Below are 20,423 nucleotides of genomic sequence, written 5' to 3'. Positions count from 1 at the left end.
GAAAATCCGTGGGCGGATTCTGAATAAAACTGGACACCAGGGTGATCCGTCGCCCTCGCCGCCGGCTCGCCCCTCGGTTCAGCCCCATCGACCCTGGCCCGCGGGTTGTCCTGCAGCCCCCCTCAATACCCGGTCATCTCCAGATAACCGCTGCCGGTGTGGCTGCCCTCCAGGGTGATCGGCCCCTCCCAATAGGGAATGCTCAGTTTCATCCATGACTGGGGATTCAAGGCCCGGGTGCTGATGTCCAGTTTCTTATCGGGGATTTTCAGGTGCCAGGCGATCGGCAGACGCCGCCCCTCGACCTGGGCATCCTCCAGGGGCGTCATCTGGATCTGCTCGCGCCCCAGGCTCTGGGTGCTGCCATCGAGATTGATCCAGGTGCCGGTGATGTAAGGCGCGCGATGGTTCTCCCGCACCCGGAACAGCATCAACCGCTCACCGCTGTCCAGGTGCAGGGAGAACCAGTCCCAACCGGTCTGATCGGCGGCCAGGGGCTGGCTGCTCCACTCCCGATCGAGCCAGGCCGGGCCGCTGACCTCATAGCGTTGGCCGTCGATCTGCAACTGCCCCGACGCCTGGAAGAACGGCTGGCTGTAGTAATAGGACGCCTGGCCCTGGTCCGATTTGCGGCTGTAACCGCCCGCGCCTTGCAACACCAGCGGCTGGCTGCTGGACAGTTGCAACTGATAGGCGAACCCCGGCCCGCTGGCCTGCACCTGCATCCGGGCCAAGGGATTGTCCCCGCTGGACAGGCTGGTGAAGTGCCAGTCATCGATCCAGGCCTGGAACGGCTGCGCCGTGGCCCCGGCCTGCCCCACCCCGCCCCGGGCATAACGTTCGGCAGCATGGTGACGGCTGGCCGAAGTGACCGCCGCGTGCCCCAGCCAGACCAGCGGTGCGCCCCAGCCGGGCTGCTCGGGCGCGGCCCGCAACGCACTGCGAAACAGCGTCCATTGCACACCGAATTGCCGACCTTGAGCGTCCTTCAGGTTGGCCGTCAGGTACCACCACTCGATGCGAAAACCGTCGTGTGGGCCATGATCGGCAGGAAAGCTGAAGGTGCGCCCCGGCACCACCGGGGCAAAGGCCGAGGCCTCGTTGCCCAGCCCGGCAAAACCCTGGGGCGCCGCGGCGTCCTGGTCGCAGCCGGCCAGGAGCAGAAACAGCAGCGACAGCCACCGGCAATCAATCTTCATGGGCAAAGGTCCTCAGCAAATCCGCCGGTTGTGCACGGTACAGCTTCAACAGCGGCCAGGCCGAGGCCGCCAGGGTGGCCAGCATGGCCAAGCCCAGCAGTTGCAGGATCTGCCCTGGAAACACCCGCAATGGCAGGCTCCAGCCAAAGGCCTGGACATTGATCACGCTGTTCAGGCACCCGGCCAGGACAATCCCCAGGGGCAACGCCAGCATCAGGGTGAGCACCGCCAGCAGCCAGGTCTGCCCGAGGTTCAGCAGCATCAACTGGCGCCGGCCCACCCCCAGGGCCCAGAGCGGCGCCAACTGGCCAAGGCGGCTCTGGCTCTGGGTCAGCAGGCTGATGAACAGTGCCACCCCGGACACCCCCAGGGTCAGGCTATTGAGGGCGGCAGTGGCGGCAAAGGTACGCTCGAAGACCTGCAGCGACCAACCCTTGAGCCGGGCCTGATCGATGATCCGGCTGTCATCCAGCTGAAACTGCTGTTGCAAGGCGCCGATCAGCGGCGCAACCGCCTCCGGCGCAAGCCGCAGGTTGAAACGGTTCGGCGCCAACTGCGGCCAATGCGCCAGCAGGTGCTGCACATTCACCAGCAAGTGCCCCTTGGGATTGCCGTAGTCGGCATAGATCCCCACCACCAGGGGCGCCCAGTGCCCTGCCGGCACCGGCAGTTCCAGGCGATCCCCCAACCGCACCTTTAGCCGACGGGCCAACTGTTCGCTGAGCATCACGCTGTCGTGCGCCGCCAACTGCGCCCAGGGATCGGCCCCCTGGGCCTCCAGCAACGGCCAATGCTGGCGATAGCTGGGATGGTCGATCACCCCGTACAGGTCCGCCGGCCAGCCCTGAACCTGCAACGCCACCTGCCAGCTGGGCAGCACCGCCGCCACCTGGGGCTGGCGCGGCAGCCAGTCCAGCAGTTGCCCGGCCTGTTCGGGGCTTTGCGGGTTGAGGTAGAGCTCGGCGCTCAGGCGCTGCTCCAGCCAGTCGTTGAAGGTCTGGCGAAAACCGGCAGTCATGCTGCCGGCGCCAATGTTCGCCGCCAGGGCCAGCAGCAGGGCCATCAAGGCCAGGCTCAGGGCCGGCAACTGCTGCCGACTATCGGCGAGAAACCATTGCCCCAGCACCCCGCGACTGCGCCCCAGCAAGCGGCCCAGCACGGCATTGAGCAGCACCGGCAAGCCCAGGGCCGCCGCCAGCAGCAAAGACGCCAGCAGCACGAAACCGCTGGCCAGGCTGTCGCCCCAGCGCCACGCCGCCAGGGCCACCAGCAGCGCCAGGCAAGCCATCCAGCCCTGGCGCCGCAACCAGTGGGCATGGGCCTGATGCCAGGCCTGGGGATTGGCCAGGGCCAGCAACGGCAGGCGCGCCGCCCGCAACAGACTGGCGCCACCGGCCAGCAAGGCCCCCAGCAGACTGAGGCCGATGCCGCTCAACCACCACCAGGGACTCAGGCTCAACTGTCCCGCCACTTGCGCGCCATACAAGCCCCGCAAGCTGGCGGCCACGTCCGGCAGCAACACCCCGGCCAGCAGGTAGCCGCTGACCACGCCAGCCACACCGCCCAACAGCGCCAGCCCTCCCAGCTCGACGATCAGGCAGGCAATCAGCAGCCGCGCGCTGACCCCGCAGGCACGCAGGGTGCGCAGCAAGCCGCGCCGCTGCTCCAGGGCCAGGCCAATGGCGGCGTGCACGATAAACAGCCCCACCACAAAGGACAGGAACCCCAAGGCATCCAGGTTCAGGTGAAAGCTCTCGGTCAGGCGCGCCAGATCGCCCTCTGCTTCCCCCTGGCGCAGCACCAGTTGCCCCGCCAGTTGCGCCGGCAGTGGCGGTGCCTGGGCGGCAAAGTCCCTGGGCAGCAGCAAGCGGCTCAACTGCCCGGGCTGGCCGAGCACCTGCTGGGCAAAACCGATGTCCATCAACAGCAGCCCCGGGGCCATGTCCGCCTGCACCCGCAGCGGCGGCAAGCGCTGGCCATTGACTGCCTGGGGTTGCTCGCCCTCTTGCAAGCCCAGGCTGGCCAGGGTCTGCGGCGCCACCCAGGTGGTGCCTGGCGCACTGAAGAACTCGACCATCTGTTGCAGCGCCAGGGCCTGCCCGGCCACCGCGGAACCGGCGGGCAGCGATAACGGCTCGATGCCCATCACTTGCAGGGGCTGGTCGGGGTGATCCTTGAGCTGCACCCGCCCCTGGAGCACCGGCGACACCGGCCAGCCGGCACGGCGCAGCTCGACGAACCCCTGCTGGGAAAAACTCGCACCACTGGCGCTGCCCAGGCTGGCCTGGGGCTCGCCGCCGATCAACTGGCTGGCCCGGGCATAACTGTCCCGAGCCTGACTGTTGAGGGCCAGAACGCCAGTCAACAAGCTGGTGGCCAGCCAGAGTCCGGTGAGCACACTGAAAAACTGCACCGGATGTCGACGCCAGTGGCTCAGCAGCGCCTGCATCGCTGTGACAAAGACCCCCATCTCAAGCCCCGACCGGGTCGGCCAGACGACCGCGTTGCAGCACCACCGTCTGTTGCAGGCGGCTGGCCACCCGCTGGCTATGGGTGACCATCAACAAGCTGGTGGGGCTGTCCGCCAGTAGCTCCAACAACAGCTGCAACACCTCGTCGCTGGTGGCCTCGTCGAGGCTGCCGGTGGGTTCGTCCGCCAGCAGCAATCCGGGTTTCGCAGCCAGGGCCCGGCCCAGGGCGACCCGTTGCTGCTGGCCGCCGGAGAGCTGCTCCGGGTAACGCCGCAGCAAATCCCCCAGGCCCAGGCGCTCCACCAGTTGTGCCTGCCACAGCGGATCGAAGCGCCCGGCCAGGCGCGCCTGAAAGCCCAGGTTGTCCTCGACCCGCAGGCTGCTGATCAGGTTGAACTGCTGGAACACCAGGCCCACTTCAGTGCGCCGCCAGTTGGCCAGCTGGTGTTCGTTCATCTGCTCCAGGCCGTACTCGCCAATGCGGATGCTGCCGCGATCGACCTTGTCCAGCCCCGCCACCAGATGCAGCAAGGTGCTCTTGCCGCTGCCCGACTCGCCCATCAGCGCCAGGCTGCTGCCCTGCCCCAGGTGCAGATCCACACCCTGCAGCACCGCCAGCGGGCCCTGGGGCGTGGGGTAGCTCTTGAACACTCCTTGTACTTGCAGCATGGGCTGATTCGTCCGAGTAAAGAGGGAGCCAAGCATAGCCTGAGCAGCACCGCCCCTATCGGCCCGTGCCGGCGAAATATAGTATGGCGCCACTTTTTTCCTGGCAGGACGCACAGATGAACTACACCCGGGCCCAATTGAAATACCGGCTGCAGATCGGCGCAGGCACATTGATGTTCACCGGCGCGCTGATTTCCACGGTGTTTTCCACCTTGAAAATGCTCCACTGGCGCCTGGACAGCTACACCGCCATGGCGAGCACCATCAACCGCCCGATTCAGCAGTTCACCCTGATGGTCTCGGAAAACACCCGGGCCCTGGACTGGTTCTGGGACAACAGCCCGACCCCCGACTTCCTGCGCCTGAGCAACGCCTCGCACTGGAAGTTCCTGCTGATCTACCTGCTGATCTTCGTCGGCGCCGCCCTGTTCGCCTCGGGCCGGACGCTGATGCGCAAGGTCGAGGCCGTGGAACCGTTGATCGAGGCCCAGCTCAACGCCCCGGTCGAGGACGGCGTACCGGCCAAGACCCTGCAACAGCTGGAAGACTCGACCCTGGTGGAAGCCGCGCCGTCGTTCTTCAGCCAGACCCGCCTGCTGGTGGTCTGGCCCCTGGGCGCTGCGGCGGTCTACCTGGGCCTACTGTGGATGCTGGGCATCATCTGAGCCCGGCGCCGACGGATCGAGCAGCGCGTCTGCCACCGGGTACTTGACCACCACCCGGTTGCGATACAGGCACTCCTGGCGCAGCAGCTCGGCGTCCTGGCCCTTGCTGCGGATGTCGCGCCAGATCTGGTTCTCCCGGTACACCCGGGCGCCCTCGCGCACAAAGCGGTGGGCCCGCTGGTAAACGTGATAGCGATACTCGCGCGGCTGCTCGCAGAGCAGCTCGCCCTCCAGCTGTTGCGCGCCGACCTGCAGCTTGAGCTGCAAGGTCTGCGGCCCGGGGTTGTACAGCACCAGATCGATGTAGTTGTAGAAGATCGCCGCCCCGGAACCGAAGGGCAGCACCCGCCCCTCGTCGGGAAACGGGTCGAAACTGTGGTTGGCCCGTTCCACCACCTCCAGCGGCGAGTGCATCGCCATCCAGTGAATCAGGTTGCTCAGCTGGCAGATGCCACCGCCGATGCCGCGGCGGGCCTCGCCGAACGACAGCTCCATGCCCTCGACAAAACCGCGTTCTCGACTGGGCCGGCCCACCAGTTTGCAGAAGGAAAAATACTCCCCAGGGGCAATGCGCACGCCATCGATGCAGGCCACCGCCAGTTTGAGGTTGATCACCTTGTTGTGCTGCAGCGCCAGGTCGCAGTCGCCCAGGGTGCGGATCAGTTTCGAGGTGTGCTTGATCAGGCGATGGGGCAAGCGCGGGCTGCCGGGCTCGGGCCGGGCGTAACGGCGCCCGGAAAAGCGCCAGGCCAGATGACGCATCAGGCGCTTCTGGCGTACCCGTAGCCAGTACAGCAGCGGGTGATACGAGGACAAGGGTTTCATCGATGGTTAAACGGCGGCCCGGCGCGACGACGCAGGAGCCGGCTTCGTCCTTGAAAAAAAGAGCGGCATCTTAGCGGCAAGCCTGCGCCCATGCCAGAAGCCCTGCACCCGAGCGCCCCGTACTGGAATGCCCCGTGGAACAGGCCCAGCCCTAGCCCAGCAACTGGCTGAGCACGGCCCGCAGCTTGCCCGGTTTCACCGGTTTGTTGAGCAGCGGCGCTCCCAGTTGCTGCAAGGCCCGGCGGCACTGGTCGCTGCGGTCGGCGGTGATGATCACCGCCGGCAGCGGCTGCTGGAAATGCTCGCGCAGTTGCTGCACCACCTGGCAGCCGGTGACGCCGTGATCCAGGTGAAAATCCGCCAGGATCAGTTCCGGCGCCCGGCCCTGAAGCACCGCCAGGGCCGCCGCCTGATCGGTGGCGGTCAGCACTTCACACCCCCACTGCCCGAGCAGCGCGGCCATGCTCTCAAGAATGCTCAACTCGTTGTCCAGCACCAGCAGGCGCCGCCCCGGCAGCGGATTGCCGGTGCCCGGCTGCGGTGCCTGCAAGCTGATGGGCAACGGCACCCGGGCCGCCAGGGGCACCTGGATGCTGAACCGCGAGCCGCGTCCCGGCCGCGACTCCACCTGCACCCGGTAGCCGAGGATCTTGGCGATGCGCTCGACAATCGCCAGCCCCAGGCCCACGCCTTTGCGGTCGGCGGCGCGGCCCACGTCCAGCTGATTGAATTCGAGGAAGATCGACTCCAGGCGGTCGGCGGCAATGCCGCGCCCGGTGTCCCACACCTCAAGCCGCAACTGATCGCCGCGGCGCCGCGCCGCCAGCAAAATGCTGCCGCGCTCGGTGTAGCGGCAGGCATTGCTGAGAAAGTTGCGCAAAATGCGGGTCATCAGCCGCAGGTCGGTGAACAGGGCAAAGTCGCCAAAGCGCACCCGCAGCTCCAGACCGGCCGCCTCGGCCACCGACTGGAACTCCGACACCAGCGGCGCGAGCATTTCATCCAGGCGATACACCGCCAGGTCCGGCTTGACCGCCGCCTGGTCGAGCTTGGAGATGTCCAGCAGATCGGTGAGCAAATCCTCGGCGCCTTCCAGGGCCTGGTGGGTGCGCTCCACCAACAGTTGCTCGGCGGCCGGCAGGCGCCGCTCGCGCAAGGTGGAGATCAACAGCCGCGCGGCATTCAGCGGTTGCAGCAGGTCGTGGCTGGCGGCGGCCAGGTACTTGTCCTTGCTGCGGTTGGCCGCCTCGGCGGCGTCCCGGGCATCCCGCAGATCGCACTCGATGCGTTCGCGCCGGGCGATCTGCTGCTGCAGGTTGCGGTTGGCTTCCAGCAGTTCATCGGTGCGCGCGGCGACCCGCTGCTCCAACTGGTCGTTGAGCTGTTCCAGGTGCTGCTGGGCCAGCTTGCGTTCGGTGATGTCGGCGACAAACCCTTCCACCAACCCGTCCTGGTCGGGCTTGAGCAGCAGGTTCATCAGCACGTCGATGCTGCTGCCGTCCTTGCGCCGCAGCTGGGTTTCATAGCCCAGCAGGCTGCGCTGGCTCTGCAACTGCTCGCCGATGGCCGCCAGTTCCGCGGCGCCGCCGACGAACAGATTGCCCGCCAGGTCGGCCAGGGAAAACAGCACTTCCTGGGGGTCCTGATACCCCAGCATGCGCGCCAGGGCCGGGTTGGCCGCGCGCATGCCGGCCTGCAGGCTGGCCTGGAAGATGCCGTGCACCGCGTGCTCGAACAGCCACTTGTAGCGATTGCGTTCGGTTTCCAGGTCCTCCAGGCGCGCCGCCAGTTCCGGGTAGTGGCTCTTGCGCGCCGAGTGGTTGCCCAGCCCCAAGAGCCCGGCCAGGGCCCGTTGCTGTTCGTCAGAGGGCCTCGCCATACACCACCTCGACGTCACGCTGGCTGGATTCGCGCGGGTTGGTGAGGATGCACGGATCGTCCATCGCATGCTGGGACAGGAACGGAATATCGCTGCTGCTGACCCCATGCAGGCCCAGGGTTTCGTGGAAGCCGATGGCGCGCTTGAGGGCGATCAGGTGCTCCACCAGGCGCCCGCAGATCTGCCGCTGGTTGAGCCCGCGGCAGTCGATGCCGAAGGTCTCGGCAATCACCTTGAAGCGCTCCGGTGCCGAGCTGTAGTTAAAGGCCACCACATGCTCCACCAGCACCGCGTTGCACAACCCGTGGGGCAGGTCGAGAAAGCCCCCCAGGCTGTGGGACATGGCATGCACCGCACCAAGAATCGCGTTGGAGAACGCCAGCCCGGCCTGCATGCTGCCGAGCATGATCTGCTCGCGCAGGGCGATGTCCGCCGGGTTGGCGATCATCTGCACCAGGTTGCCGTTGATCAGGCGCATGGCTTCCAGGGCATGGGGATCGGTGAGCGGGCCGTGGCCGGTGGAAACAAAGGCCTCGATGGCATGCACCAGGGCGTCGATGCCGGTGCAGGCGGAGAGGAACGGGTCCATGCCCAGGGTGGTTTCCGGGTCGATCAGCGACACATCCGGGACCACCGCTTTGCTGACGATGGAAAACTTCATCCGCTCCTGCTGGTTGGAGATGATGACGAACTGCGAGACGTCCGCCGAGGTGCCGGCGGTGGTGGGAATCATGATCAAGGGCGGGCTCGGCACGCGGATCATGTCCACCCCTTCGAACTCAAGGATGCTGCGCCCATGGGCCACCACAATGCCGATGCCCTTGCCGCAATCCATCGGGCTGCCGCCGCCGACGGCAACGATCACATCGCAGGCGTTTTCGCGGTAGACCTCGGCGCCCAGCATCACCTCCTCCACCCGCGGGTTGGGCGACACCTGGCTGTACAGGCAATAGTCCACGCCCTGGGCCTGGAGACTGGCCTCGACGTCGGCGACCCAACCGGCGGCGATCACCCCGGGGTCGCTGACCACCAGGACCTTGCGCGCGCCGAAGGTCTTCGCATAGTTGCCGACGTTATGCCGGCAACCGGCGCCAAAGATGATTTCCGGAGACACGAACTTGCGCAGCAGACTGAGATTCTGGCTCATGGGGGAAGCCTGTTTTCTTATTGTTCTGGAAGGAGAACGCCAGCCTAAAGCATCCGTTGCTGAAAGCAATCCGACCATCGGCGGACTTCGCAGCCTCGGCAGCGGCTACAGGCCATGTAGCCGCTGCCGCAGGCTGCGAACGGCACGAAGGGCCGCGGCGTTCTTGAGGCCGCTGCGGGTTCGGCGGGAGATGGTCAAGCAAGGCCCTGCGGGCCTTTGCGCAGCTTCGCCGTGGCTCAGCAGCGGCTACAGGGCCAGTGCCGATCCGAGGTTGGTGTAGCCGCTGCCGCAGGCTGCGAACGGCACGAAGGGCCGCGGCGTTCTTGAGGCCGCTGCGGGTTCGGCGGGTGATCGTCAAGCAAGGCCCTGCGGGCCTTTTCGCAGCTTCGCCGTGGCTCAGCAGCGGCTACAGGGCCAGTGCCGATCCGAGGTTGGTGTAGCCGCTGCCGCAGGCTGCGAACGGCACGAAGGGCCGCAGCGCTCTTGAGAGCGCTGCGGGTTCGGCGGGTGATCGTCAAGCAAGGCCCTGCGGGCCTTTGCGCAGCTTCGCCGTGGCTCAGCAGCGGCTACAGCCAGTGTCGATCCGAGGTTGGTGTAGCCGCTGCCGCAGGCTGCGAACGGCACGAAGGGCCGCGGCGTTCTTGAGGCCGCTGCGGGTTTGGCGGGTGATCGTCAAGCAAGGCCCTGCGGGCCTTTGCGCAGCTTCGCCGTGGCTCAGCAGCGGCTACAGGGCCAGTGCCGATCCAAGATTTGTGTAGCCGCTGCCGCAGGCTGCGAACGGCACGAAGGGCCGCAGCGTTCTTGAGGCCGCTGCGGGTTTGGCGGGAGATGGTCAGGCAAGGCCCTGCGGGCCTTTGCGCAGCCTCGCAGGCTCGGCAGCGGCTACAGGGACCGGGTGGCGTCAGAGATGGATGTCCATGCCGTCATGCGCCACTTCGATGCCACGACGGGCCAGTTCGGCGCGCTCGGCGGAGTCTTCGTCAAGGATCGGGTTGGTGTTGTTGATGTGGATCAGCACCTTGCGCGCCCGGGGAAAGCGCTCCAGCACATCAAGCATGCCGCCGGGGCCGCTTTGCGCCAGGTGGCCCATTTCGCTGCCCAGTTTGTCGCCGACGCCACAGACGCGCATTTCATCGTCGCGCCACAAGGTGCCGTCCACCAGCAGGCAGTCGGCGCGGTCCATCCACCCCAGCAGGGCCTCATCCACCTGCCCCAGGCCCGGGGCGTAGAACAGGCTGGCGCCGCTGCGCCGATCCGCGATGAACAGGCCGATATTGTCCCCCGGGTGCGGGTTGCCGCGATGGGGCGAATATGGCGGCGCGCTGCTGCGCAGGGCAATGGCCCGCAAGGCGATGTCCGGGCAGGCCGGTAGGCTGAATTCGCGGCCATCGAGGTGGATGGGCTGCCACTGCAAGCCGCCGTTCCAGTGGCTGAGCATGTTGAACAAGGGGAAGCCGCTGCACAGGTCCTGATGGACCATCTCGGTGCACCAGACCTGATGCGGGCAGCCTTCGCGCAGGCTGAGCAGGCCGGTGCAGTGGTCGATCTGGCTGTCCAGCAGGATCACTCCGGCCAGGGCGGTGTCGCGCAGCTGTCGGGCCGGTTGCAGGGTCGGGAAGGATTCCAGCTGCTGGCGAATATCCGGCGAGGCGTTGCACAAGATCCACTCGCTGCCGTGGTCGCTCAGGGCGATGGACGATTGGGTACGGCGCTGGGCGCGCAGGCTGCCGTCGCGCACTCCGGCGCAGTTGCGGCAGTTGCAGTTCCACTGGGGAAAACCGCCACCCGCCGCGGAACCGAGAATGCGGATATGCATGGTGTGCTCCAAAGGGGCAGAAGACTCCGGCCGCCACCCGGGCCGGCCGGAGCGGGACGGCTCAGCGGTTGGCGAAGTACATGGTCACTTCAAAGCCAATGCGCAGATCGGTGTACGCGGGTTTATGCCACATGGGGTCAATCCTCTTGTTGTGCCGGGGATTCCGGTAGAGGCATTAATGCACGGGGCGCGCGGCGGCCGAATGCTACTTTGGGACGAGCCGGCGGGGTGCGTTGGTAGGGGCTTGGCGCGTGTGTAGCCGCTGCCGCAGGCTGCGCACGGCTTGTGGGGCATGAGGGCGCAGGAGACACAGGGGGCATGAGGACCAGGCGGTTGACGGGAAACCGTCAAGCAAGGCCCTGCGGGCCTTTGCGCAGCCTCGCACGCTCGGCAGCGGCTACAGCAGCAGGAGGTTTGGCGGGCGATCCCCAGGCAAAAAAACGGCACGACGTCCACCCAAGACGTCGCGCCGTTGCCACACAAAGCGGGGCAGCACCCAACTACCCCGCTCTTTCTTGCCCTTAGAAGAAGCCCAGGGGGTTGATGTCGTAGCTCACCAGCAGGTTCTTGGTCTGCTGGTAGTGGTCGAGCATCATCTTGTGGGTCTCGCGGCCCACGCCGGATTTCTTGTAGCCACCGAACGCGGCATGCGCCGGGTACAGGTGGTAGCAGTTGGTCCACACGCGGCCGGCCTGGATCGCCCGGCCCATGCGGTAGGCGCGGTTGATGTCGCGGGTCCACAGCCCGGCGCCCAGGCCGAACTCGCTGTCGTTAGCAATCGCCAGGGCTTCGGCTTCGTCCTTGAAGGTGGTCACGCCCACCACCGGGCCGAAGATCTCTTCCTGGAACACGCGCATCTTGTTGTGGCCCTTGAGCAGGGTCGGCTGGATGTAATAGCCGCTGGACAGGTCGCCTTCCAGGCGCTCGGCGGCGCCACCGGTGAGCAGCTCGGCGCCCTCCTCCTGGGCGATCTGCAGGTAGGAGAGGATCTTCTCGTACTGCTGTTGCGATGCCTGGGCGCCGACCATGGTCTCGGTGTCCAGCGGGTTGCCGCGCTTGATCTTGACGATCTTCTTCATCACCTCGGCCATGAACGGCTCGTAGATCGACTCCTGCACCAGGGCCCGGGATGGGCAGGTGCAGACTTCACCCTGGTTGAAGAACGCCAGCACCAGGCCCTCGGCGGCCTTTTCGATGAACTTCGGTTCGGCCTGCATGATGTCTTCGAAGAAGATGTTCGGCGACTTGCCGCCCAGTTCCACGGTGGACGGAATGATGTTCTCGGCGGCGCATTTCATGATGTGCGAGCCCACCGGGGTCGAGCCGGTGAAGGCGATCTTGGCGATGCGCTTGCTGGTGGCCAGGGCCTCGCCGGCTTCGCGGCCGAAACCCTGGACAATGTTCAGCACCCCGGCCGGCAGCAGGTCGGCGATCAGCTCGGCGAAGATCATGATCGACAGCGGGGTCTGCTCGGCGGGCTTGAGCACCACGCAGTTGCCGGCGGCCAGGGCCGGGGCCAGCTTCCAGGCGGCCATCAGCAGCGGGAAGTTCCACGGGATGATCTGCCCGACCACGCCCAGCGGTTCATGGAAATGGTAGGCGGTGGTCAGTTCGTTGATTTCCGCGGCGCCGCCTTCCTGGGCGCGGATGCAACCGGCGAAGTAGCGGAAGTGGTCAGCGGCCAGGGGCACGTCGGCGTTGAGGGTTTCGCGCACCGCCTTGCCGTTGTCCCAGGTCTCGCTGACCGCGAGGATCTCCAGGTTCTGCTCGATGCGGTCGGCGATCTTCAACAACACCCGCGAGCGGTCCTGGACCGAGGTCTTGCCCCAGGCCTCGGCGGCGGCATGGGCGGCGTCCAGGGCCAGGTCGATATCGGCGGCGCTGGAACGGGGGAATTCGGCGATCACCTCACCGTTGACCGGCGAGGTGTTGGTGAAGTACTGGCCAGCCACCGGCGGCACGAACTGGCCGCCGATGAAATTGCCGTAGCGTGGCTTGAAGGACACGACGGCGCCTGGGGTTCCGGGTTGTGCGTAGATCATGCTGAGCCTCTGCTGGTCGAGGCCTGTCCGACGACAGGCGATGAACCGATGGTAGAGAGCCCCGCCTGCCGGACGAATGCATCGTTGGCAGGGGGGGCTCTCGTCATTTGGTCGTAGGTTGATTGCCCTGTGCGGGAGCCGGCTTGCCGATGAAGACGCTCTTGCGGGCGCCTTCGCCAGCAAGCTGGCTCCTACGATTAGCGTTTGCTCACCAGGTCCTTGGGCAGCTTGAAGGTCCAGAGCATGCCGCCCTGGTTGAAGTCCTTGACCCGCTTGGCCACTTCGCCGCCCCACAGCGGCACCGCGCCGCCCCAGCCGGAGAGCACCGAAACGTACTGCTCGCCGTCCATTTCCCAGGTCACGGGCGAGCCCAGGACCCCGGAGCCGGTCTGGAATTCCCAGACCTTCTCGCCGGTCTTGGCGTTGAAGGCCTGGAGGAAGCCCTCAGGCGTGCCGGTGAACACCAGATTGCCCTTGGTGGTCAGTACCCCGCCCCACAGCGGCGCGAAGTTCTTGTGACGCCAGACTTCCTTGCCGCTGATGGGGTCGATGGCCCGCAGCACGCCGATGTAGTCCTCGTTCAGCGGCTTGATGGTGAAGCCCGCGCCGAGGAACGCCGCGCCCTTCTTGTAGGCGATGCCTTCGTTCCAGATGTCCATGCCCCATTCGTTGGACGGCACATAGAACAGCCCGGTGTCGCGGTTGTAGGCCATGGGCATCCAGTTCTTGGCGCCGAGGAACGCCGGGGCGACGAACACCGAGCTGCCCTTGGCTTCGCTGCCCGGGGCGCCGGGACGGCTGGCCTCGTTGTAGATCGGCCGGCCGTTCTTATCCAGGCCGGTGGCCCAGGTGATCTTGTCGACAAAGGGGAAGCCGCGGATGAACTTGCCGTTGGTGCGATCGAGCACGTAGAAGAAGCCGTTGCGGTCGGCGGTGGCGGCAGCCTTGATCTCCTTGCCGCCCTCCTTGTAATTGAAGGAGATCAGCTCGTTGACGCCGTCGAAGTCCCAACCGTCGTGAGGGGTGCTCTGGAAGTGCCACTTGATGGTGCCGTCGTCCGGGTTCAGGGCCAGACGCGACGAGGAATACAGGTTGTCGCCAGGGCGCAGGTGGGAGTTCCACGGCGCCGGGTTGCCGGTGCCGAACAGCAGCAGGTTGGTTTCCGGGTCGTAGTAGCCGCCAAGCCACGGCGCCGCGCCGCCGGTCTTCCACAGATCGCCCGGCCAGGTCTTGCCCGCCTCGCCACCGGAAATGCCGTTCTCGATGGCCTTGCCGTCCTTGTACACGTAGCCCATGTGGCCTTCCACGGTGGGACGCATCCACAGCAGCTCGCCGTTTTTCGGGTCGTAGGCCTGGATCTTGCCGACCACGCCGAACTCGCCGCCGGCCACCCCGGTGATCAGCTTGCCGTTGACCATCATCGGCGCGGCGCTGATGGAATAACCCTCTTTGTGGTCGGCGACCTTCTTGCTCCACACCACCTTGCCGGTGTCCTTGTTCAGGGCCACCAGCTTGGCGTCCAAGGTGCCGAAGAACACCAGATCGCCGTACAGCGCCACGCCGCGGTTGATCACGTCGCAGCACGGGCGGATGTCGTCCGGCAGGCGCGCATCGTACTGCCAGAGCTTCTTGCCGGTGCGCGCATCCACCGCGAACACCCGCGAGTAGGAACCGGTCATGTACATCACCCCGTCCTTGATCAACGGCTGGGCCTGCTGGCCGCGCTGCTTCTCGCCGCCGAAAGAGAAGGCCCAGACCGGCCGCAGCTCCTTGACGTTATCGACGTTGAGCATATCCAGCGGGCTGTAGCGCTGGCCCTGGACACCCAGGCCGTTGGTGACGATCTGCTCAGGGTTTTTCGGGTCCTGGAGGATCTCTTCATCGGTGACGGCGGCCAGGGCCGCGCTGGACAGCAGCATGGCGCTGAGCACCAGGCTCACGGCGAAACAGGGACGACGTGGGGGTTGGGTCATGACGGCTACCTCGGCGGTTATTGTTGTTCCCGGGAAATTTTCCCGGTCTGCCGGGAATTCTTGGTCCCGGCCTGCTTGCCAACAATTGCCCGCAGTGCGGAGTTTTCTAGTTCCTTGGTACAGGAGGGGCAGTGGCAAGCTTCAAGCAGGCGCCATGCACCCGCACTGTAGGAGCTGGCTTGCCAGCGAAGGGGCCCGCAAGATCGCCTTCGCCGGCAAGCCGGCTCCTACAAGGCTCCAAGCGATATGCCTGCCTACCGTAGGAGCTGGCTTGCCAGCGAAGAGGCCCGCAAGACCGCCTTCGCCGGCCAGCCGGTGCCTACAGGCCGTCGATACGCTGCAGGCGCTGGCGTTCGTAACGCGGGTACAGGTGGCTGACACTGCGGATCAGCTCGTAGCGGGTCAGGCTGATGCCGGCAAAACGCTCGGGAATCGGGCGGCGGATCATCTCCGCCATGTCGTCGCCCCGGGCTGCGCCGTCGCGCATCAACCCATCGAGCCAACTCAGGTAATCGCGCATCTGGGCAAAAGGCGCCGCATCGCTGGCAACCGGCCCGTGCCCGGGAACGATCAGCTTCCACGGCAGGGCCTGCAAGGTGTCCAGGTCCTTGAGCCATGCCTCCAGCCCCGGGCTGTTGGGGGTGGTCAGCGCGCGCTCGTAGAACACCAGGTCACCGGCAAACAGCACCCCGGTGTTCTCGTCGAGAATCGCCAGATCAGCGCCGGTGTGCCCACTCAGGCTCAGCAGGCGCAAGCGATGCCCGCCCACCTCAAGCACCCCGGGCTCAAGCACCTGGGTCGGCAACACCACCTCGGTGCCGCGCATCCAGTCGCCGACCATGCGGTACATGTTCTCGGCCATGGCCTCGCCCTGCTGGCGCAGCAGGTCCGTGGTGCCGACCAGGGCGCCGATGGGCACATCGCCAAAGGCCTGATTGCCCAGCACATGGTCGGGGTGATGGTGAGTCAGCAGCAGCTGGATCACCGGCTTGTCGGTGGTAGCGGCAATGGCCCGGCGCAAGGCTTCGCCGTAGCGCTTGGACGGCCCGCTGTCGATCACCACCACCCCGCTGTCGGTGACGATGAACCCGGTGTTGACGATGTTGCCGCCATTGGCCTTGGCGAAATTGTCAGTGCTGCCTTCCAGCAGCCAGGTGCCCTCAGCGATCTGCCGGGGCTTGAGTTGATAGTCCAGGTCGGCTCGGGCCGGCAGGCCCAGGCACAGCAGCAACAGCAGAATCCAACGCATGGCGCGCCTCGGCTCGGGTGGGTCAAAGGATGCGGTCAGGGCAGCTTGGCCTCGAACTGGTTGCCGCTGTTGTCGCGCAACAGCAAGCGGGTCTGCCCCGGCCCCTGGATATCGAACCCCAGGTTGGGGTTTTCGCTGACCGCCGGGAACAGTTCGAGGCTGGCCAGGCGCTGGTCGTTCTGGTCGCGCAGTTCGGCGTGGTTGAGGAAGAACTCAGGGATGCCGCTGACCAGGCCGTTGTCCATCGGGTGGGACACTTGCAGGCGCAGGCGGCTGGCATCACCCCGGGGATAACGCCCGCCCAGCACCTCACCGATGTGCTCTTCCCAACCCGGCTGGGTGCGTACCACGCTGGGGGCAGTGCAACCGCCACCGGCGGCATCGATCAGGGTCGAGCCCACGTGCCACAGGCCATCGCGGGTCAGCACCGCGGCGCGCAGCGGCGTGGCCTGCTCGATGCGGATGCGGATCGACAGCCAGGGCAGCACCCGCTCCCCCGGCTCGAAATCGACGATGCGCGGCAAGGGGTTGAGCTCGGCCCAGGCGAGGATGCGCACCACCTCGCCGGTGAAGGCCCGTGCGTCGATCTCCAGCGGCACCTGCCGCGCATCCTCGGCAAAGGGCGGCGCCAGCAGCTTGACCCGGTCATCGAAGACGAACGCGGCATCGCCCAGCAGTTGCTTGTGGTAGAAGGCCCACATCACCGAGGGCACCGGGTCGACGCCCGGGGCCTGCGGATCGGCGGCCAGCGCCGGGGTCGCCAAGGGCAGCCAGCACGCCAGCAGACAGGTCGCTCGCCAGTTCATCGCAGCTCCTATTGATACATCTGTGGGACCTCGTAACGCAGGCCATAACGGGCGTACAGCGCCTGCAGGCGACCGTCGCGGATCAGCCCTTCCAGGGCCTCCTCCACGGCATAGGCCAGCTGGCGGTTGCTTTCATGCACCGCCATGCCGATCTCCCACACCTGCTTGCCCATGTTCGGGTAGGCGTTTTCCGCCAGGGCCAGTTGCGGGTCGCCGGCCTGGTGCAACTGCCAGTCGATCTCGCCGCGCATGGCCATCACCGCGTCCACCTGCCCGGCCCTCAGGGCGCTGAAGGCCTGCTGCACGCTGGGGTAATGGTGGGTCTTGGCACTGAGCATGCCGTTGAACACCGAGGTCAGGTAGAACGACGGCACGCTGTCCACTTCGACGCCAATGGGGTGCTGCTGGAACACCGCGACACTGGCCACCGCATCCAGCCGGCGGCGGTCGAATGCCACCTGCCAGCGCTCCTCCTGATAGGGGCCGAACATCACCACGTGGTCGTTGGTCAGCTCGCCCAGTTCGTTGCGCTTTTGCGCAAAGTCGTGGTCGTAGGGCACGCGCATCATCAGGTCGGCCAACTGCTGGTGGCGCAGCGGACTGCCGCGCCAGATGTAGTCCCGCAGGTCGTCGTCGAGCTTCTCCCCGGGGGGCGCCCAGATCAGTTGCAGGCTCACCCCCAGGGCCTCGGCCAGGGCTTGCGCCAGCTCCACATCGACACCCCGCGGCTGGCCCTGATCCTCGAAGCTGTAGGGGGCAAAATCCTGGTACACCGCCACCTTCAACTCACCGGAGGCGATCATCGTGTCGTAGTTGCGCACCTCGGCCTGCACAGCCGCGCAGCACAACAGCAGGCCACTGAGGAACACGCCGAGGCGGCCCATGGCGATCACTCCTCGACGCGCACGCTGTCCAGGTAGGTGCGCACCGCCCACAGGGCTTCCTGGCTCAGGTAGTCGGCCATCTTCGGCATGTACACCCGGCCATCGCGCACCGCGCCGTGGCGCACCCGTTCGACGAACCATTCATCCCCGGCTTCGCCGGCATCGAGCATGCGCAGGTCCGGGGCGATACCGCCGGACTTGGCTTCCAGGCCATGGCAAGCGGCGCAGTTCTGGTTGTAGGCCGAGGCACCGATTTCCACTGCCTTGTCGCGCTCGGGCGAGGTGCGATAAGGGTTGACTGCGGCCCAGCCGTCGCCATCGAGGCTCACTCCAGCATCCTTGATCGGCGTCAGGCCCTGGGTTTCCACCGCCTGGGGCACCACGTTGCCATGGGCCCATACAGCACCGGTGGCCAAGGCACCGGTCAGCAGCCCTACCGCGAGCAAGGCGTTGCGTTTTGTTGTCATTGTTATGCCCTCAAGATTGCACGCAAGACCTCGCTACAGAGGCCATGGCGCCATCTTAGAAACAGCCGGCGGGCGGCCGTATGCTGCTTTGGTGGTCGCGTCCTACTCCCTTGGTAGTAGGGCTTGTGGCGCGGGCCTAAATCAGGTGCCGCCCGGGAACTTTTCCCGGCAAAGGCGGGACTTTTTCCGTATCTCAAAGCGCGTCCCGCGGCAGACCCTAGTCAGGCCAAAACCTCCACTGGGAACTGCAACCATGACAATAAGATCGCTACCCGCCCTCTCCCCCCTGAGCCTGGCCATGCTGCTGGCCGCCAGCCTGTCCTTGAGCACGGCGGCCACAGCGGCCACCGCCCCGGCGGCACCTGCCAGCAAGAACGTCACCTGGGAAGACATCGCCAACGACCACCTGACCACCAAGGACGTGCTGCAGTACGGCATGGGCGCCAACGCCCAGCGCTGGAGCCCCCTGGCCCAGGTCAACGACAAGAACGTGTTCAAGCTGACCCCGGCCTGGTCCTACTCCTTCGGCGACGAGAAGCAGCGCGGCCAGGAATCCCAGGCCATCGTCCGCGACGGCGTGGTCTACGTCACCGGCTCCTACTCGCGGGTGTTCGCCCTGGACGCCAAGACCGGCAAACGCCTGTGGACCTACAACCACCGCCTGCCGGACAACATTCGCCCGTGCTGCGATGTGGTCAACCGCGGCGCGGCGATCTACGGCGACAAGATCTACTTCGGCACCCTCGACGCCCGGGTCATCGCCCTGGACAAGAACACCGGCAAGGTGGTGTGGAACAAGAAATTCGGCGACCACAGCGCCGGCTACACCATGACCGGCGCCCCGGTGCTGATCAAAGACAAGACCAGCGGCAAGGTGCTGCTGATCCACGGCAGCTCCGGCGACGAATTCGGCGTGGTCGGCCAGTTGTTCGCCCGCGACCCGGACACCGGCGAAGAGGTGTGGATGCGGCCCTTCGTCGAAGGTCACATGGGCCGCCTCAACGGCAAGGACAGCACCCCCACCGGCGACGTCAAGGCACCGTCCTGGCCCGACGACAAGACCACCGAAACCGGCAAGGTCGAAGCCTGGAGCCACGGCGGCGGCGCCCCTTGGCAGAGCGCCAGCTTCGATGCCGAAACCAACACCATCATCGTCGGCGCTGGCAACCCCGGCCCGTGGAACACCTGGGCGCGGACCTCGAAAGACGGCAACCCCCACGACTACGACAGCCTCTACACCTCGGGCCAGGTCGGCGTCGACCCGAGCACGGGCGAAGTGAAATGGTTCTACCAGCACACGCCGAACGACGCCTGGGACTTCTCCGGCAACAACGAACTGGTGCTGTTCGACTACAAGAACAAGGACGGCAAAGTGGTCAAGGCCACCGGCCACGCCGACCGCAACGGCTTCTTCTACGTGGTGGACCGCAACAACGGCAAACTGCAGAACGCCTTCCCCTTCGTCGACAACATCACCTGGGCCAGCCACATCGACCTCAAGACCGGCCGCCCGGTGGAAAACGCAGGCCAGCGTCCGGCCAAACCGCTGCCGGGTGAAACCAAGGGCAAGCCGGTGGAAGTCTCGCCGCCGTTCCTGGGTGGCAAGAACTGGAACCCCATGGCCTACAGCCAGGACACCGGGTTGTTCTACATCCCCGGCAACCAGTGGAAGGAGGAGTACTGGACCGAGGAAGTGAACTACAAGAAAGGCTCGGCCTACCTGGGGATGGGCTTCCGCATCAAGCGCATGTACGACGACCACGTCGGCACCCTGCGCGCCATGGACCCCACCACCGGCAAACTGGTGTGGGAACACAAGGAGCAGCTGCCACTGTGGGCCGGCGTCTTGGCGACCAAGGGCAACCTGGTGTTCACCGGCACCGGCGATGGCTTCTTCAAGGCCTTCGACGCCAAGACCGGCAAGGAGCTGTGGAAATTCCAGACCGGCAGCGGCATCGTCTCGCCGCCCATCACCTGGGAACAGGATGGCGAGCAGTACATCGGCGTGACCGTGGGCTACGGCGGCGCGGTGCCGCTGTGGGGTGGCGACATGGCCGAGCTGACCAAGCCGGTGGCCCAAGGCGGTTCGTTCTGGGTGTTCAAGATCCCGAGTTGGGATAACCAGACCGCCCAGCGCTGACCTTCACCGCCCTATCTGTGGCGAGGCAGCTTGCTCCTGCTGGGCCGCGCTGGCGCATCAGCGCGCAGCGGCCCCGAAACCCGCCCCGGGATGTGCCAGACACACCCCGGGGGCCGGGTTCTGGACGGCTACGACCCCAGGGCGCCGGTCGACCGGGAGCCCGCCTTCTCGCCACACCCGTCTTCACTCCC

At 66.2% G+C, this 20,423-nt stretch carries 16 protein-coding genes; 2 read left to right on the top strand and 14 right to left on the bottom strand.

All coding sequences use genetic code 11. From position 1 onward, the window contains the following. Positions 1 to 122 precede the first annotated feature (122 nt). Genes WIN67_RS11645 through WIN67_RS11635 form a run of 3 tightly spaced genes read right to left on the bottom strand, consistent with a single transcriptional unit; the run spans position 123 to position 4,339 of the window. Positions 123 to 1,199, bottom strand: a complete 1,077-nt coding sequence (locus WIN67_RS11645; protein WP_339071292.1) for a lipocalin-like domain-containing protein — start codon at positions 1,197 to 1,199, stop codon at positions 123 to 125. Beyond that, entirely contained in the window at positions 1,189 to 3,669 is a 2,481-nt protein-coding gene (locus tag WIN67_RS11640; RefSeq protein WP_339071291.1) for an FtsX-like permease family protein, read from the bottom strand. The genes WIN67_RS11645 and WIN67_RS11640 overlap by 11 nt, the downstream gene beginning before the upstream one ends. Position 3,670: 1 nt before the next feature. Then, positions 3,671 to 4,339 (bottom strand): ABC transporter ATP-binding protein, encoded by a 669-nt coding sequence (locus WIN67_RS11635; protein ID WP_102880331.1) that lies wholly within the window; start codon positions 4,337 to 4,339, stop codon positions 3,671 to 3,673. Between the two features lie 116 nt (positions 4,340 to 4,455). Here WIN67_RS11635 and WIN67_RS11630 point away from each other — a divergent pair, with 116 nt between their 5' ends. Then, the gene (locus WIN67_RS11630) at positions 4,456 to 5,004 is read left to right on the top strand and encodes a YniB family protein (protein WP_267269753.1); all 549 of its coding nucleotides are present in this window, start codon (positions 4,456 to 4,458) and stop codon (positions 5,002 to 5,004) included. Here the strand turns inward: WIN67_RS11630 and WIN67_RS11625 are convergent. The 11 genes from WIN67_RS11625 to pedF all read right to left on the bottom strand — a co-directional run bounded on the left by WIN67_RS11625 (position 4,978) and on the right by pedF (position 18,092). After that, on the bottom strand, positions 4,978 to 5,829 hold the full coding sequence (locus WIN67_RS11625) for a VanW family protein (protein WP_339071290.1): 852 nt from the start codon (positions 5,827 to 5,829) through the stop codon (positions 4,978 to 4,980). The two genes, WIN67_RS11630 and WIN67_RS11625, sit on opposite strands and share 27 nt — an antisense overlap. A 151-nt stretch (positions 5,830 to 5,980) precedes the next feature. After that, positions 5,981 to 7,708, bottom strand: a complete 1,728-nt coding sequence (locus tag WIN67_RS11620; RefSeq protein ID WP_110653662.1) for a PAS domain-containing hybrid sensor histidine kinase/response regulator — start codon at positions 7,706 to 7,708, stop codon at positions 5,981 to 5,983. Then, positions 7,692 to 8,855, bottom strand: coding sequence for an alcohol dehydrogenase-like regulatory protein ErcA (ercA, locus tag WIN67_RS11615; protein WP_102880327.1), 1,164 nt, complete (start codon positions 8,853 to 8,855; stop codon positions 7,692 to 7,694). The genes WIN67_RS11620 and ercA overlap by 17 nt, the downstream gene beginning before the upstream one ends. 901 nt (positions 8,856 to 9,756) lie before the next feature. Further along, a complete protein-coding gene (gene pqqB / locus WIN67_RS11610; protein ID WP_339071289.1) occupies positions 9,757 to 10,671 on the bottom strand; it encodes a pyrroloquinoline quinone biosynthesis protein PqqB in 915 nt (304 codons plus the stop codon). 61 nt (positions 10,672 to 10,732) lie between these two features. Continuing rightward, positions 10,733 to 10,804: a pyrroloquinoline quinone precursor peptide PqqA gene (gene pqqA, locus WIN67_RS11605; protein WP_011060521.1), complete on the bottom strand. Its 72-nt coding sequence runs from the start codon at positions 10,802 to 10,804 to the stop codon at positions 10,733 to 10,735. 388 nt (positions 10,805 to 11,192) lie between these two features. Further along, positions 11,193 to 12,713 carry an aldehyde dehydrogenase family protein gene (locus WIN67_RS11600; protein WP_102880325.1) on the bottom strand — a complete coding sequence of 507 codons (1,521 nt, stop codon included), beginning with the start codon at positions 12,711 to 12,713 and terminating at the stop codon, positions 11,193 to 11,195. A gap of 197 nt (positions 12,714 to 12,910) precedes the next feature. Next, positions 12,911 to 14,686 (bottom strand): PQQ-dependent alcohol dehydrogenase PedH, encoded by a 1,776-nt coding sequence (gene pedH / locus WIN67_RS11595; RefSeq protein ID WP_102880324.1) that lies wholly within the window; start codon positions 14,684 to 14,686, stop codon positions 12,911 to 12,913. Between the two features lie 319 nt (positions 14,687 to 15,005). Further along, complete coding sequence (locus tag WIN67_RS11590; RefSeq protein WP_339071288.1) at positions 15,006 to 15,935, bottom strand: quinoprotein relay system zinc metallohydrolase 1; 930 nt, start codon at positions 15,933 to 15,935, stop codon at positions 15,006 to 15,008. A gap of 35 nt (positions 15,936 to 15,970) precedes the next feature. Then, positions 15,971 to 16,741 carry a quinoprotein dehydrogenase-associated SoxYZ-like carrier gene (locus WIN67_RS11585; RefSeq protein ID WP_213666039.1) on the bottom strand — a complete coding sequence of 257 codons (771 nt, stop codon included), beginning with the start codon at positions 16,739 to 16,741 and terminating at the stop codon, positions 15,971 to 15,973. A gap of 8 nt (positions 16,742 to 16,749) precedes the next feature. Further along, a complete protein-coding gene (locus tag WIN67_RS11580) occupies positions 16,750 to 17,625 on the bottom strand; it encodes a substrate-binding periplasmic protein (protein WP_267269749.1) in 876 nt (291 codons plus the stop codon). A 5-nt stretch (positions 17,626 to 17,630) separates the two neighbouring features. Beyond that, positions 17,631 to 18,092, bottom strand: a complete 462-nt coding sequence (gene pedF / locus WIN67_RS11575) for a cytochrome c-550 PedF (protein WP_102861878.1) — start codon at positions 18,090 to 18,092, stop codon at positions 17,631 to 17,633. A 253-nt stretch (positions 18,093 to 18,345) separates the two neighbouring features. Here pedF and exaA point away from each other — a divergent pair, with 253 nt between their 5' ends. Continuing rightward, positions 18,346 to 20,232, top strand: coding sequence for a quinoprotein ethanol dehydrogenase (gene exaA / locus WIN67_RS11570; RefSeq protein ID WP_339071286.1), 1,887 nt, complete (start codon positions 18,346 to 18,348; stop codon positions 20,230 to 20,232). Positions 20,233 to 20,423 lie beyond the last annotated feature (191 nt).

Origin of the sequence: Pseudomonas idahonensis (assembly GCF_037903935.1) — a bacterium.
In the GTDB taxonomy this organism is placed as follows: domain Bacteria; phylum Pseudomonadota; class Gammaproteobacteria; order Pseudomonadales; family Pseudomonadaceae; genus Aquipseudomonas; species Aquipseudomonas danubii.
This window is presented reverse-complemented; position numbering and strand designations above follow the sequence as displayed.